This window comes from Comamonas sp. Tr-654 (assembly GCF_011752915.1).
In the GTDB taxonomy this organism is placed as follows: domain Bacteria; phylum Pseudomonadota; class Gammaproteobacteria; order Burkholderiales; family Burkholderiaceae_C; genus Comamonas.
In genome coordinates this window covers 193,205-208,401 of sequence record NZ_VWWQ01000009.1, presented here as the reverse complement: position 1 = coordinate 208,401, position 15,197 = coordinate 193,205, and the positions used below count along the sequence as shown (strand labels likewise).

The following is a 15,197-nucleotide window of genomic DNA, read 5'->3' as shown; positions in this document are numbered from 1 at the left end:
GCCGCAGAACGCCACACGCTATCGATAGTGATAGCAGAAGAATGCAGCCAGGCCGCTGCGTTGCAAAAACAAAGCCGCCGCGTGGGCAGATGGGATCTGCTCAAGCGACGGCTTCTGTTCTGGTCAATGGCCCGCTCCTGGCGGACTGCTTCAGGTGATCAATGCGAGCGCATCTTGGTGCGCAGGCGGGCGATGGCCTGGCTGTGCAGCTGGCAGACCCGCGATTCGGTCACGCCGAGCACGGCGGCGATTTCCTTGAGGTTCATGTCGTGCTCGTAGTACATGCCCATCACATATTGCTCACGCTCCGGCAGGGCCTTGATGGCCTCGACCAACGCAGAGCGCATGCGCTGGTCGCGCAGCAAGGCAAAGGGGTCGGCGCCCGAGTCGGCCACATGCCGCTCCAGATAGTCGTCGCCATCGTCGCCGTCACCGCCGCCTATGTCCTCGAGATAGACCAGCTGCGTGCCGCGCACCTTGCCCAGCAGGGACTGGTAGTCGTCCAGGGCCATGCCCAGCTCGGCCGCGATTTCCGACTCCAGCGGGGGCCGGCCCAGGCGCTGTTCCAGACGGTTGAGCGCCTGCTCGATCTCCTTCTGGCTTTTGCGCGAACTGCGGCTCATCCAGTCGCCTTCGCGCAGTTCGTCCAGCATGGCGCCACGGATGCGCTGGCTGGCGAAAGTGTCGAATTGCACGCCTTGCTCGCTCTCGAAGCGCGACAGCGCTTCGGCCAGACCGATCATGCCGACCTGGATCAAATCATCCAGCTCGACGTTCGGTGGCAGTTTGGCGATCATGTGCAAGGCAATTCGACGCACAAGCGGCACATGCTGACGAATCAGCGCGTCGCGGTCGAGTTGGCCTTTGGCGGTGTACATGGCAGTCAATGGCTCCAGACAAGAGATTCAGATGCGGCAGCCGTCGTAGGCTGGGCATGCATGGGCAGGATGCAGGCCGTCTTGAGCATGTGCAGCGTGAGCTGATGCAGATCGCTGGCCTGACGCCAGCGCAGGCGCATGAGCACCGGGGCATCGCCCAGATGGCGCTGCGAACACTGTAGCAGTGCATTCAGGCGCTGCAATCGTGTCTGAGCGTTTTGCTGGGCCGTCCGCGAGCTGCTCTGCTTGCGGCTCCAATCGTATTTCTGCGGACCATCAGCCGCGAGCGGCGCTTCCAGCGCGGCAATCGTGCACTCCACACCGGCAAACAAGGCCAGATGCTTGAGCTGACGGTAGCTTTCAATGAGGTGTTCGGAATCGGGCGGCACGACCAACAGCGGCTGCAGGCCCTGGCCTTGCAGCAGCGGCGTCAGGGTCTCGCTGCTCGCATAGATGAGAACGGTGGTATAGCCACGCACATAGGCTTGCAGGGCCGTCAGCATGTCCAGCCCCATCTCGTCGGCCGAGGCCTTGAGCTGCTTGAGACCTACCCGCGCGGGCAGGCTGGCCACCGACTGGGCGTCGCCGACGCTTGCGCGCAGTCCCGCCTGAGCCTGCCAGGCATGCTGTGCCAGCAGTTGGGCAAGACCTGGCGTGTGAAAGGATTCGGCCTGACTGCCATCGAGCACCAGCACCTTCTGCCCCAGGCGCTGCAACTGCGCGCACAAGGGCCAGAGCACGGCCTGCTCGGCAGTCGCGCCGGTTGCGCTGTGCAGCACGGCGAGCACGCGCAAGCCGGCGGTGCTGGCATCGCTCACATGCAGAGCCATGCCCTGATGCAATGGCGAGCGACGCTCAAGCATGGGCTGCCTCCGCGCTGCTGGCGGACGAGGGGGTGAAGAAGAAGTCCAGATCCAGCGACTGGGGATCAAAGGCTGACTTGGCAGCCGAGCGCATGGAGGCCGAAACCAGCAGTTGCGCATTGGCGCGCTCGAAGTCTTCGGGCACGCGCTGGCCATTGGTCACGCCACGCAGCTGGATCTGATGACGAATCAGCGTGTCCACCGATGGGCCGACCTTCACGGCTTCATCGACCTTGGTGAGGATGGCATGTTGCGAGCCGCGCGCCTTGAAGGCCTGCATGACATCGTCCTGCGCATCGCCCTGCGCGGCCGCATTGACTGCCAGCAGCTGCTGCACACCGTCAATGGCCAGCACATCCATGATCTCGTCCTTGCGCGGATCGCGTGGGGCCACGCCAGTGGTATCGATCAGAACCATCTTCTTGCTTTGCAGCAAGCCCAGCAGGTCCTGCAACGCCGCCTTGTCATGGGCCTGATGGGCCACCATGCCCAGCATGCGGGCATAGGTGCGCAACTGGTCATGGCCACCGATGCGATAGGTATCCAGCGTGATCAGGCCCACGGAGGCGGGACCGTGCTTGGCCGCACACAGCGCAGCCAGCTTGGCCGTGGTCGTGGTCTTGCCCACGCCGGTCGCGCCGACCAGGGCAAACACCCCGCCTTGCTCGTAGATGGCGGGCTGGGCGGCATCGGTGCGCAGATTGCGCTCCAGCACCTGCATCAGCCAGCGCACGGCGTCGCCGGCGGAGAGCGTCTCGGGCAGCTTCTCGATCAGTGCACGCGCAAGTGCGGGCGAGTATCCGGCGCGGATGAGCTTGTGCATCAGGCTGGACTGGATCGGGTTCTGACGCGTCTGGCCCAGCCAGGTCAGCGTATTGAAGCGCTCCTCAATCAGATCCTTCATGGACTGCATCTCCTGCATGAAGTTCTGAGGTGCAGCCACGCTGGCGGGTCTGGCGCTTTCCTTGAGCTGAATCTTCTCGGGGCGCAGAGGATTGTGGCGGACCACCGCAGCGCTGGCCGGCTGAGACTTGGCAGCCATGGTCGGGCGCTCGTTATTGCGCTCCTGCACGCGCTGGGCAAAGGTGGGCAGCGCTTCGCTGCTGTCCAGCGACGACTCATGGCGGCGGCGCAGCATGCGCTCGCGCACATAGTCCTGAAAGGTCAGCGTGCTCATGGACAGTTGCTCCACATCGTCTTGCACGGAATGCTGGGCCAGTTCATTGATGGCCTTGACCGGCTTGGCCTGAATCTGCATCTCGCGGGCCTGCTCTTCCTTCGCCGCCTGGCGCGCCTGCACATGCTCCAGCGTGCTCATGGCTTCACCGCCCGGGCTGCGCCTGGCAGCAGCGGGTGCCAGAGGCGAGTGCTCCTTGCGCAGGCTGATGCCTTCGTCGCTTGCGCGGCGCTCCAGCGCTTTTTGCAGCGGCGAGCCGGTCTGCATGCCTGCATCCATGTCCTGAAGGGTCTCTTCGGCCGTGGCCATGACTTCCACTCCGTCCGGCGTCTGGCGGTTGGAGAGAATCAGGGTGCCGTCGCCAAAAACCATGCGCGCCTTGGCCAGGGCCTCGCGGGCAGTCGGGGCGTAAAAGCGTTTGATATTCATGCGGTTGCACCTTTAAGAATCGGGCCGATGCGGATGGTGTGCGTCTCGGGAATCTCGCTGTGCGCGAGCACCTGCAGACGCGGCGCCACACGGCGCAGCAGCTTGGCAAGAGAGTTGCGGATGACGTCCGGCACCAGCAGGCAGGCGGGCAAGCCCAGCTCTTCCTGTTGGTTGGCCACATCGACCGCTTTTTGTGTGAGGATTTCAGCCACGCCGGGGTCCAGCGATGGCGCATTGGGGTTCGACAGTGCCTGCACCAGCAGACGCTCCAGGCCGGGCTCGATGGCAATCACGTTGAGCTCGCGGGTCGGACCGTATATCTGCTGCACGATGGCAGGCGACAGCGCAATGCGCACGCGACGCGCCAGCTCCACCGGATCGGCCGTCTGCGTGGCGTTTTCGGCCAGCGTCTCGATGATGGTGCGGATATCACGAATGTGCACAGAGTCCTCCAGCAGCAGCTGGAGCACTTTCTGGAACGTTGTGATGGGCACCATTTTCGGGATGACTTCTTCGATGAGTTTGGGGGCCAGCTTGGCCACATGGTCAACGAGCTGCTGCGTCTCGGTACGAGACAACAGCTTGGCCGCGTGCACTTGCATCAAGTGTGACAAATGCGTCGCCATCACGGTTTCCGAATCAACGACGGTAAAACCAGCCATTTGTGCCGCTTCCTTTTGCCGCTCGTCAATCCAGTGCGCGGGCAGGCCAAAGGCCGGATCGGTCGTGGCCGTGCCGATCAGCGGCGTGGTGATGCCGCCAGGGTTGATGGCCAGGAACATGCCAGGGAAGGCTTCACCCTCACCCACCATGACGCCGCGCAGCGTCATGCGATAGGCACTGGGCTTGAGCTCCAGGTTGTCGCGCACATGCACGGCCGGCGGCAGAAAGCCCACCTCCTGCGCAAACTTGCGGCGCACGCCCTTGATACGCGTCAACAAGTCGCCCTGACGGCTCTTGTCCACCAAGGCAATCAGGCGGTAGCCCAGCTCCAGGCCCAGCAAGTCCACGGGCTGCAGATCGTCCCAGCTCGCTTCACCGTCACTCTGCGTAGCCTGCTGCTGGGGCGCCGCGGCACTGTTTTCTTCTGCGACGCGGGCTTTCTCCCGCTTGTCCAGCATCCAGGCACCCCAGCCCAGCAAGGCGCCCATGCTGATGAACACCAGATGCGGCATGCCGGGAATCAGGCCCAGCAGGATCATCACGCCGGCCGTGATGCCCAGCACCTTGGGCGACATGAACAGCTGCTGCACGATCTGGCGACCCATATCGGATTCCTTGCCCACGCGCGAGATCACCATGGCCGAGGCCACCGAGATCAACAGACCCGGAATCTGCGCCACCAGCGCATCGCCCACTGCCAGCAGGATGTAGCTGTCGGCCGCCTGGCCCGCGGTCAGGCCGTGCTGGGCCATGCCGATGATCAGGCCGCCGATGACGTTGATCACCAGAATCAGGATGCCGGCAATCGCGTCGCCGCGCACAAACTTGCTGGCACCGTCCATGGAACCGAAGAAATTGGCTTCCTCGCCCACTTCGGCACGGCGGCGCTTGGCTTCCTTCTCGTCGATCAGGCCGGCGTTCAGATCGGCGTCCACAGCCATCTGTTTGCCGGGCATCGCGTCCAGCGTGAAGCGGGCCGAGACTTCGGCAATACGCTCTGCACCCTTGGTAATCACCACGAAGTTGATGACAACCAGAATGCTGAACACGATCAGACCCACGGCAAAGTTGCCGCCGATCAGGAAGTGGCCGAAAGCCTCGATCACCGCGCCCGCAGCGCCGGGGCCGGTGTGGCCCTCCATCAGCACCACGCGCGTCGACGCCACGTTGAGCGACAGGCGCATCAGCGTGGTCAGCAGCAGCACCGAAGGGAAAGCCGCGAAATCCAGCGGCTTGATCATGTAGGCCGCCACCATCATCACCATCAGCGCCACGGCAATATTGAGGGTGAAGAAGGTGTCCAGCAGCCAGGGCGGCACGGGCAACACCATCAAGCCCAGAATGGCCACCACCAGAATGGGAGCAGTCATCCCTTGCAGGGCACCGGCATTGGAGCCAGACCACTTCTGGAACAGTTGCAGACGATTCGACGACATCACAGATTACCTTCTTGCTGCGCAGCAGCATCGACCGCCGCAGGCTGGGTGCGGCCACGGTGCGGATCCAGCTCCACGGGTACGGGGGGCTCGCCCAGGGCATCGGGCATGGGACCCTGGCCGCTCAGTGCGGCCTTGAGACGATAGACATAGGCCAGCACCTGGGCCACGGCCGTGTAGAGTGCGGCGGGGATGGCCTGATCCAGATCGGCATGGGCATAGAGAGCGCGCGCCAGCATGGGCGACTCCAGCACCGGGATCTGATGCGTGCCCGCGATTTCGCGAATCTTGAGCGCCACCAGGTCCGTGCCCTTGGCTATCACCTGGGGCGCGGCCATGGTGGCGTCGTCATAACGCAGCGCCACGGCATAGTGGGTAGGGTTGGTGACCACAAAGTCGGCTCTGGGCACGGCCGAGACGCTGGCCCGGTCGGCGATCTCACGCTGCTTCTGGCGAATCTTGCCCTTGAGCTGCGGGTTGCCTTCGGACTCCTTGTGCTCCTGCTTGACTTCCTCATGACTCATCTTGAGGCGCGACTTGAAGAGAAAAGCCTGCAGTGGCACGTCGATCAGGGCCACCAGCAACACCACGATCAGCAGCAAGGTGACGCCCGTGGTCAGCCAGGACCCCACCATGGCGAGCGCCATGGGCGATGGCTGGGCCGAAATCGATGCAATCTCGGCAATATTGGCACTCATGTACTTCCAGGCCACGAAGCTCAGCACGATGGTCAGGAACACCATCTTGACCACCGTGGTCAGTTGCTGCTTGGAGAACAGATTCTTGAGGCCAGACAAGGGATTGAGCTTGCCAAAGCGCGGCTGAATGGGTTTGAAGCTGAAGATCCAGCCACCTGCAGCCACGCCGGACAACACCGAGGCAGTGGTGGTCACCAGCGCGAAGATCACGGAAATTCCAAGACCCAGCATCAGCATGGACTGAAAGCGCTCCAGCATCAGCGCCGGAGTCTTGGCTGTCGCGGCATTGAACACCAGTTGCTGGGCCATGGCCTCGCGCAGATGATTCATCATGGGCTGAGTGCCCATCAGCACCAGCAAAGCGCCCGTGCCCAGAATTGCCAGGTGCGACAGATCGCGCGAGCGCGCACCCTGGCCGTCTTCACGCGTCTTCTGCAGCTTGCGTTCGGTGGCGGGCAGGTTTTTGTCTTGGGATTCGGACATGGCGCACGGACGGATTGGATGTCCCAATTGTCCGAATCCGGCGCCCCTGCAATGCGTGGATAAGCGGCAGCCAAGCCCTGCTTATGCACGACTCTGCCCCACAGCATATTCATCAATTTGATAGCTTCTATCTCGCACCTACAATGGGATAGAGCCTGTTTTCAGTGAATTTTCATCCAGACACTCAGATCTGAACCTGAGGCATGCCCAGCCTGAGTTCACTGAGCATGCGCAGCAGCATCCGGTTGAGGTCCTCGGCCTCCCACTCCTCCTGCTCTCGCAGCTGCCGGATGGGCGCCGGGTCGCGGCTCTCCAAGGCCTGGCTCATCTGCAGCACAGCTGCATAGGGACCGGTGTGCGCGACGATGGCATCGAAGATGCGCTCGTTCAGCGGTGTGCGTCGCAAGATGGTGGCCACCGGATCATGCAGCAGCAGATCCAGCTGCGAGAACAGGCTGCACAGATACATCTCGCGCTGCAGATCCAGGCTCACCCCGGCCTCGATCAGTTGCTCGGCCAGCCTTGCGCGCAGCACGACCTGAGTGCGCAAAGGCACCAGGTCCTGTTCGGTGCAGGCATGGGGCAGCTGGTCGGCCAGCCAGCGCTCCAGCGTGCCCAGCCCCAGCATCACCAGCCCGCGGCGCAGAGAGTCCACGCCGCGGCGCAGGCCCAGCGCGGCCGAGTTGGTGTAGAGCAGAAAGCGATAGGCCAGCACCGGGTCCGAACCCAGTATCTCTTCCATCACATCCAGGGGCTGTTCCTTGTCGATGGCCTTCATGAGCCTGAAGAGCGCATCGCGCGAGGGCTGGGGCTGCTGCAGCCGAAAAGCCTGCATGGTGTCTGCCACGGGCCAGCCGGCCACGGCGGCCGCTTCGTGCTCGTCGAGACAGGATCGAGCCAGCTCCAGGCTCTGCAGGCTCTGGTACATCTGGCCGTCCAGCAGATTCAGGGGCTGGTGGGCAAAAAAGCCGGAAGCGGCCTCCCTGTCTGCATCCTTTGCCGGCTGGCTTGGACGCACCACATTGGGCAGTCCCGCAGCTCCTTCTGGCGGCAGGCTCAGCAGGCTGCTGGCAAAGCAGCGCGCCGCATCGGCATCGGGCACATCGGCCAGCGATCCTCCCCAGACCAGCATCAGCCCCCGCGCCTTGGCCTTCTGCACCAGCTCGTAGATACCTTCGTCCTGCTGCAACCAGTCGCCGCGCACCTCGATCCAAGGGCTACCCGGAGGTGCATGTTCGAGAAGATTGCACAGGACCTGACGGGACTGTGGCGATATCAGCAGCGGCGGCGCCTGACGGCTCCAGATCTCATCCACAGTGCGCAGAAAATGCGCCATGTCGGCAGAGGTGCCAGAGTCCTCGTGTACATAAAGCTGAATTCCTGCCAGGCGTCGCGTACGTCCCCAGAGCGGCCGATAACCAAGAGTCAAAGAGCTAAGGGCAGACTGGGTCATGGAGGATTTGAACAGGTGAACGACGAGACATCAAGGCGGGCAGAGCCCGCAGGAATCAGCCGATGTAGTTGAACAGTGACAGCTTCTGGATCTGAGCATAAGACTGCAGAGCCGCCTGCAAACCCACGGTCTGGGTTTCTTTTTCAGAAAGCGCGGGAATCATATCCAGATCTTCGGCTCTTGAGCGGTCAGCCTCTTGCTGCAACGACTGTGCGGACAGTCCGGTTTCAATGCGATCGGCACGGTTTAGCAAATCACCCGCAAAGCTCTGCACGGTCTGCATACGGCTCATGCCTGTATCGATTTCCGCCAGGCCCTTGGTGATGGCATGGGTCAATGCCCCCGTCGCCGTCGAGCCGTCGGTATTGCTGCCGTTGCGCACGGCTTCGATCACCTTGTCCAGCACGCTGAAAATGTTCGAGCGCTGGCTGGGTGACACAGTAAAGCTGTCGCCAGCGGCAGGTTCGCCCGTGATGGTCAGCTTCATGCCGGCCACTTCGATCGCCTCACCCGATTTGTAAGGCTTGAAGGTCGCTCCGCCATCCAGGCTGTACTGAGGCTTGCCGTCGGCATCCATGGAGAACTCGACGCTGACAGGCGTGGTCAGCGCCGTTGCGGCGGACGGATCCGAGATCACGCCCACATCGGCCCAGGCCTTGCCCTTGTTGCTCTGGTTTGCATTGACTTCCAGCACGCCGTTTCCGGTCGGCACATTCATCCATGCAGCTGCACCATCGAGCGAGTTGGGAATGCTGTTGTCGCCGCTGCCGGACTGACCGGGCTGGCCCGCAAACGTGTAGCCCTGCACGGGCTGCTCGGAGCTGTCGAGGCCGCGAAACAGCGGCAAGCCATTGCTGTCCTTGCGGTTGGCATAGCTCATGAGCTGGTCGCGCAGGCTCGTCATCTGCGCCACCAATGCATCGCGCGAGGTCTGGTTGAACGTGCCATTGCCCGCATTCACCAGCAGATCGCGGAAATCCTGCAAAGCCTTGTTGGCCTCGCCCAGAGTCGATTCACCGTAGGAGATGATGTTGCGTTGCGCGTCCAGAGAGCGCTGATCGGACTCGGTGCGTGTCAGCCTGGTACGGGCGCGCTCGGCCTGGGCGGCCGCCACCGGGTCGTCGCTGGCGCGCAGCACGCGCTTGCCAGCGGTAATCTTGTCCATCAGATCGACCAGATTGCTCTGGCGCGAATTGATGTTGCGAACCGAGCTGTCATACATGCTGGCCGTGCCAACGCGGGCGATATTGGTCATGATTGGCTCCTTGTTGCGGATCAGCGGCCCACGGCCTGAACCACGCTGTCAAAAATTCCCTGTGCCACCTGCAGCATCTTGGCCGAGGCCTGGTAGGCCTGCTGGAACTGCAGCAGCTTGGCGGCTTCCTCATCGAGGTTGACTCCCGACACAGCCGTGCGGTCAGCCTCCAGATTGTCGGCAATCGTGCTGGAGAGCTTGGCGGCGTAATTGGCACTCTGGGTGCGTGTGCCGACCTGTGCGATCAGCGCCGAGTAACCGTCGCTGAGGCTGGTACCACCATCAAACACCTTGGCGTCGCGCAGATTCATGAAGGCACCTGCATTGCCGGCATTGCGCGTATAGGCGTCACCATACTGAGGATCAAGCGCATCGCCCACCAGTACCGAATCGCCGTCGTGAGGCGTCCCCGTCAGCGTAATGGACCAGCCATCGACTTCAATAGGTTGGCCGGACACATAGGGCTTGCCACTGACGTTGCTGCCGGCGTTGCTGGACCCCGAAACGGTATAGCTGATATTGCCTTGTGCATCGGTTTGAAAGCTCAGTTGCACACCGGTAGTCGTAGGCGGCAGCGTGAAGTCACCCGAATTGACTTTCAGTCCCGCCAACTGCAGATTGCCTTTGTTGCTCTGCGACATGCCCGCTGTAATGGGATTGGCTGCAGCCAGATCGCGCGGTGAGGACACCAGGGCCTTGAAATCATGCGCGACATTGGCATAGGGCTGAAACAGAACGGACTCGCCTTTTGCTCCGGCACCCGACACATTGAAGCGCAGACCATCAACCGTGGTCGTTGCCAGCTCATTGATATCGGCAAAATCCGTGACCTTGTTGTCCGACAGACGAATCAGCGACAACGCGCCGTTGTCCTTGAACAGCACCTTGTAGTCGGAGGCTTGATATCCTGTGTAGTCCAGCGGCGTCTTTGGAATGCTGGTGGAAGCCGTATCCACAAACTGCGCCTGCGCCGTGATGCCTGCAATCGAGGTATGCCCCACCACCGTGCTGGGCACGGTGAACAGGGCAGAGCCCCTTTTGCCGTCCAGAGTCAGGCCGCTTTGCTGCTGCTGATTCATGGCAGCGCCCAGCGTGGCCGCCATGCGGCCCAGCAAATTGCGGCCCTCGGTCAGGTCGGAGTTCTGAAATTGCAGCAGACCCGCCAGCTCACCGCCACCCACCATATTGGCAGTCAGCTCCACCGCCTGTCCGCTGCCTTGCTGGAAGTACAGGCTCATCTGGCCGCTGCCAGGGTATTGCACAGACTCCTTGAGACTGAGTTGCGCGGCAGTCTGCCCCATCACCAGCGGCTGGCTGCCGCCTACGAACAGCGTGATGGAGCCATCGCCGGCGTCGACCTGCGAGGTCTGCACATATTTGTTGATGTCACGCACCAGCTGATCGCGCTGATCCAGCAGGTCGTTGGGCACACCGCCAGTCGCCACAGCCCGGCTGATCTGCGAGTTCAGCGACGCAACCTGGCTGGCCAGGCTGTTGACCACGTTCACATCGTTGGTCATCTGCTGCTTGGTGTTGTAGTCCAGCTCATCAAGCTGACCGGAAGCCGAGCGAAAGCGCGCAGCCAGCTCATTCATGCGTGTGAGCACCACGTTGCGCGAAGTCAGATCCGTGGGAGCACTGCTCACATCGGCAAAAGAATTCAGCATGTCGTTGACTGCAGCGCCCAAGCCATTGCTGCCACCCGAAAACACTTCCTGCATCTGATTGAGCGACTGCGAGCGCGCTGCGTCCGATGCGCTGACCGCGCTGGCCGCTGCGGCCTGGCGGTTGAGCAACTCGCTGAAGTTGCGCAGGATGGTCGCCACATCGGCGCCGTTGCCGATATAGCCGTTGCCGATGTTCTGGCCCGCCGAGGTCTGGAAGGCCACGCTCTGGCGCGAGTAGCCGGCGGTGTTGACGTTGGCGATGTTGTGCCCTGTGGTTTGCAGGGCGATCTGGTTGGCCATCAGGGCGCGTGCGCCCACGTTCAGAAGACTCATGACTGGTTCTCGGTGATCTTGTTGATCTGGGCGGCACGGGCGCTGGCGCCCAGACGGCTTGCGACGTTGGTGCTGCCGGCGTTGGCTACTGTGACCTGGGCCACGCTCTGGATGGCGCGGCTGAGCTTTTGCGCATAGGCCGGATCGGTGGCGTAGCCGGCCTTTTGCAGCTCGCTGGCATAGGCCTGGGCAGAACCGGTCTGGGCCATGGCTTTTTCGTAGCGCGGATTGCTGCCGATCAGGCGTGCGTAGTCGCGGAAGGACTCCTCGTAGGAGTCATAGGCGCGGAATTTGGCCGTCACCTTCTTGGGCGCGCCATTGATATATTCGGTGGTCGTTACTTCGGCAACCTTGCCCGTCCAGCTGCCGCCAGCCTTGATGCCGAACAGGTTGAACGAGTTGCTGCCGTCCTTGTTGCGGATCTCGCTCCTGCCCCAGCCCGTCTCATGCCCTGCCTGGCCGATCATGTAGTGGGCCGGGATACCGCTCTCGCTGGCCACGCGCTGGGCCGCGCCGGTATGCGCGGTGACGAAGTTGTCGCGCCCCTTGGGAGCCGGTGCATAAGCATTGATCGTTTGCGCAGCCTGGCTGCGGCTGCCACTCCAGGCACCGTTGCTGCCCACATTGCGCCAGGCATTGCGGCTCAGACTCAGGGTGGAAGGCACGGCAATTTCAGCATCCTCGGCGGCGTCGACCCCCATGCTGCGCGCCAGCTGCTTGCTGATGGCATCGGTGAGACCGCCGGGCTGTCCCGCCATGGCCACCGAAAGTTGTTGATCCAGCAGGTCGGTGCTGAGATTGCCCTGCGCGCTGTCGAGCAGACCGGACTTCATGGTCGCCTCACGCATGCTCTTGATCATCTCGCGCATGAACAGCGATTCGAGCTGCTTGGCGGTCTCGCGCGCGGCCTGGGGGCTGTTCTCGCCGGCCGCCGTCTTGAGCGCATTGAGAGAACGTGCATCGACAGCCAGCGCATTGCTGGCCGCCAGGGATGAAGAATGGGGCAATGACGTGCTCATATCACCTCCAGCTCGGCGTCCATGGCGCCCGCGGCCTTGATGGCCTGCAGGATGGCCAGCAGGTCCTGCGGCGTGGCACCCAGTGAATTCAGTGCCCGCACCACATCGGTGAGCTGGGGCGAATTGGGCATGTTGATGACCTTGCCGGGCTCCTGCTTGACCTGGATATCGGACTTCTGCGCCACCACGGTCTGCCCCTGCGAGAACGGTGCTGGCTGGCTGATGACCGGCGTGGTGCTGATGGTGATGGACAGGTTGCCGTGCGCAATCGCGCAGGGGCCCAGGGTCACCGCCTGATTGAGCACGATGGAGCCGGTGCGGGCATTGATGACCACCTTGGCCGCCGGCTTGGAGGTCTCGATGGGCATCTCCTGAATCTCGGCAATCATGCGCACGCGCGAGCCCGGGTCGATCGGTGCATTGACCTGCACCGTGCGGCCGTCCAAGGCCATGGCCGTACCGGCCCCCATGCGCTGGTTGATGGCGCGCACCATCTTGTCGGCAGTCTGGAAATCGGTCTGGTTCAGGCCCAGCGTGATCGTGTTGCCCTGGTTGACGGGGGTGGGCACTGCCCGCTCCACCTGTGCGCCCTGCGGCACGCGGCCCGCGTTCAGGTGATTGACCTGCACCTTGGAGCCACCGGCCGCAGCCCCGGCTCCGCCGACCACCACATTGCCCTGGGCCAGGGCGTAGATCTCGCCGTCCGCGCCGCGCAGCGGTGTCGCAACCAGCGTGCCGCCCTTGAGCGACTTGGCGTTGCCCATGGAGGAGACATTGATGTCGATGGCCTGGCCGGGCTGTGCGAAGGCCGGCAGCTCGGCCGTGATGATCACCGCCGCCACGTTCTTGAGCTGCAGCTGGGCCGCATTGCCCGTGGCCGGCAGGGCGATGCCCATCTGCTCCAGGTAATTGGCCAGCGCCTGCTTGGTGTAGGGCATCTGCGTGGTCTGGTCGCCCGTGCCATCGAGGCCGACCACCAGACCGTAGCCTGTCAACTGGTTGCTGCGCACGCCCTGTATGGCGGCAACCTCCTTGATGCGTGTGGCATGCGCAGGCAGGGTGAGCCCGCTGGCGCCGAGGGCTGCGACCACCAGCAAGGCGGTGTGCGCAGGGCGCAGTGACAGGAGCGTGGACAGTACTTTCATACTGCCCATTCTCGGAAGAATCAGAACGGCATAACGTTCAAAAAGAACCGGGACAACCAGCCAATTGACTGGGCTTCACCGGCCTGGCCACGGCTGCGCGATTCGACGCGCAGATTAGCCACCTGGGTTGATGCCACGGTGCTGCCCGGACGCAGCGAACGCGGGTCCACCGTGCCCGTAAAACGCAGCACATCGACGTTGTGGTTCACGCCGATCTGCTTCTCACCGGCAATCACCAGATGGCCGTTGGGCAGCACATCGACCACGGTGGTGGCAATCGAGCCCGTGAAGGTATTGTTGCTGGTGGTGGCACCCGAGCCCTTGAAGTCGTTCTTGCTCTCAGCCCCCAGGGTGAGCGCATCGGCAACCGTCTTCTCGGCGCCGCCCCTGAGCAGCGGCAGCGAGGTAATGCCCGTGCTCAGCTCGTTGGCTCGCCCGACCTTGGAATCCGTGCTCTGGCTGGCCGAAACGCGCTCCACGATCTGCACCGTCACCGAGTCGCCCACCATGCGGGCGCGCTGATCCTCGAACATGGGGCGGTAGCGGCTGGCATTGAACAGGCTGCCGGTGGGATTCTGGGCCGTCTGCTCGCGCGGCTGCAGCACGGGAGGCGCCGTCGAGGGCATGTCCACGGGCGGCGGCGGATTGAGCGTGACGCAGCCCGAAACCAGCAGGGCCCCGGCGAGGGCACAAAGCGGCGGGCAATGGGAAACAATGGCTTTGAACATGGCGGCAAGTCCTTGGCAGTCAGGCGCTTCGCCCCTTGTGCCCTGCGTGCGCAATGCACGCTATTGAAATCAGAGCTTTTAGCGCTTTCCCCGAATGGAAATCAGCATCAAATTGATCTGAAAACCATATGTGTCAAGCGCAAGCTGCTCCTCAATACATGGTGATCAATCAGAGCTGCGCCAGCTTGGCCAGCATCTGGTCGGAAGTCTGGATCGCCTTGGAATTCATTTCGTAGGCGCGTTGGGTCTGGATCATGGTCACCAGTTCCTGGACCACGTTCACGTTCGAGGCTTCCAGATAGCCCTGCTGAATCGTGCCCAGGCCGTTGGTGCCGGGCGTGCCCTGCTGGGGCTGACCCGAGGAGGCGGTCTCGACGTAGAGGTTCTGGCCGCGCGGCTCCAGGCCTGCGGCATTGATGAACTGGCTCATTGCGATATTGCCCACCTGCTGCGGCGCGGCCTGGCCGGGCATGGTGACGCTGACCACGCCGTCATGGCTGATGGACACCTTGGTCGCGCCCTGCGGGATGGTGATGCCGTTGGCCACGGGCAGGCCGCTGGACGTTACCAGCTGGCCCTGGGAATCGACCTCGAACGAGCCATCGCGGGTATAGGCAATCGTGCCGTCGGGCATGTTGACTTCGAAGAAGCCGTTGCCGTTGATCGCCACATCCAGCGCATTGCTCGACTGCTGCAGGCTGCCCTGCAGAAAGTTGCGGCTGGTGGCCACGGTTCGCACGCCCAGGCCCAGATGCAAGCCGGTGGGCAGCTGGTTCTGCTCGGTGGTCTGCGAACCCGACTGACGCAGGTTCTGATAGATCAGATCCTCGAAGACCGCATTCGCGCGCTTGTAGCCCGTGGTGGAGACGTTGGCCAGATTGTGCGAGATCACGTCCAGCTGCGTCTGCTGGGCTTCCATGCCGGTCTTGGCAATGAACAGCGAATTGATCATGACGTATTCCTTTGGCTA

12 protein-coding genes are annotated in these 15,197 nt (G+C 62.8%); all 12 read right to left on the bottom strand.

All coding sequences use genetic code 11. The features are described from left to right. Positions 1-158: 158 nt before the first annotated feature. The 12 genes from F3J24_RS23415 to flgG all read right to left on the bottom strand — a co-directional run bounded on the left by F3J24_RS23415 (position 159) and on the right by flgG (position 15,179). The gene (locus tag F3J24_RS23415) at positions 159-878 is read right to left on the bottom strand and encodes an RNA polymerase sigma factor FliA (protein ID WP_003059180.1); all 720 of its coding nucleotides are present in this window, start codon (positions 876-878) and stop codon (positions 159-161) included. A gap of 5 nt (positions 879-883) precedes the next feature. Further along, on the bottom strand, positions 884-1,741 hold the full coding sequence (locus F3J24_RS23410) for a hypothetical protein (RefSeq protein WP_167011093.1): 858 nt from the start codon (positions 1,739-1,741) through the stop codon (positions 884-886). Next, the gene (gene flhF, locus F3J24_RS23405; RefSeq protein WP_167011092.1) at positions 1,734-3,347 is read right to left on the bottom strand and encodes a flagellar biosynthesis protein FlhF; all 1,614 of its coding nucleotides are present in this window, start codon (positions 3,345-3,347) and stop codon (positions 1,734-1,736) included. Before flhF ends, F3J24_RS23410 begins: the two co-directional genes overlap by 8 nt. Continuing rightward, positions 3,344-5,446, bottom strand: a complete 2,103-nt coding sequence (flhA, locus tag F3J24_RS23400; RefSeq protein WP_167011091.1) for a flagellar biosynthesis protein FlhA — start codon at positions 5,444-5,446, stop codon at positions 3,344-3,346. Before flhA ends, flhF begins: the two co-directional genes overlap by 4 nt. Then, positions 5,446-6,627 carry a flagellar biosynthesis protein FlhB gene (locus tag F3J24_RS23395; RefSeq protein ID WP_167011088.1) on the bottom strand — a complete coding sequence of 394 codons (1,182 nt, stop codon included), beginning with the start codon at positions 6,625-6,627 and terminating at the stop codon, positions 5,446-5,448. Before F3J24_RS23395 ends, flhA begins: the two co-directional genes overlap by 1 nt. A 184-nt stretch (positions 6,628-6,811) precedes the next feature. Further along, entirely contained in the window at positions 6,812-7,963 is a 1,152-nt protein-coding gene (locus F3J24_RS23390) for an HDOD domain-containing protein (RefSeq protein ID WP_205244931.1), read from the bottom strand. A gap of 172 nt (positions 7,964-8,135) precedes the next feature. Further along, positions 8,136-9,335, bottom strand: a complete 1,200-nt coding sequence (gene flgL, locus F3J24_RS23385) for a flagellar hook-associated protein FlgL (RefSeq protein ID WP_167011084.1) — start codon at positions 9,333-9,335, stop codon at positions 8,136-8,138. Between the two features lie 20 nt (positions 9,336-9,355). Then, positions 9,356-11,335, bottom strand: coding sequence for a flagellar hook-associated protein FlgK (gene flgK / locus F3J24_RS23380; RefSeq protein WP_167011083.1), 1,980 nt, complete (start codon positions 11,333-11,335; stop codon positions 9,356-9,358). Continuing rightward, entirely contained in the window at positions 11,332-12,354 is a 1,023-nt protein-coding gene (flgJ, locus tag F3J24_RS23375) for a flagellar assembly peptidoglycan hydrolase FlgJ (protein ID WP_053281776.1), read from the bottom strand. The genes flgK and flgJ overlap by 4 nt, the downstream gene beginning before the upstream one ends. Next, a complete protein-coding gene (locus F3J24_RS23370) occupies positions 12,351-13,499 on the bottom strand; it encodes a flagellar basal body P-ring protein FlgI (protein ID WP_003065520.1) in 1,149 nt (382 codons plus the stop codon). Before F3J24_RS23370 ends, flgJ begins: the two co-directional genes overlap by 4 nt. A gap of 20 nt (positions 13,500-13,519) precedes the next feature. Beyond that, on the bottom strand, positions 13,520-14,227 hold the full coding sequence (locus tag F3J24_RS23365; protein ID WP_167011081.1) for a flagellar basal body L-ring protein FlgH: 708 nt from the start codon (positions 14,225-14,227) through the stop codon (positions 13,520-13,522). A gap of 169 nt (positions 14,228-14,396) precedes the next feature. Beyond that, the gene (flgG, locus tag F3J24_RS23360; RefSeq protein WP_003059201.1) at positions 14,397-15,179 is read right to left on the bottom strand and encodes a flagellar basal-body rod protein FlgG; all 783 of its coding nucleotides are present in this window, start codon (positions 15,177-15,179) and stop codon (positions 14,397-14,399) included. Between the last annotated feature and the right edge of the window lie 18 nt (positions 15,180-15,197).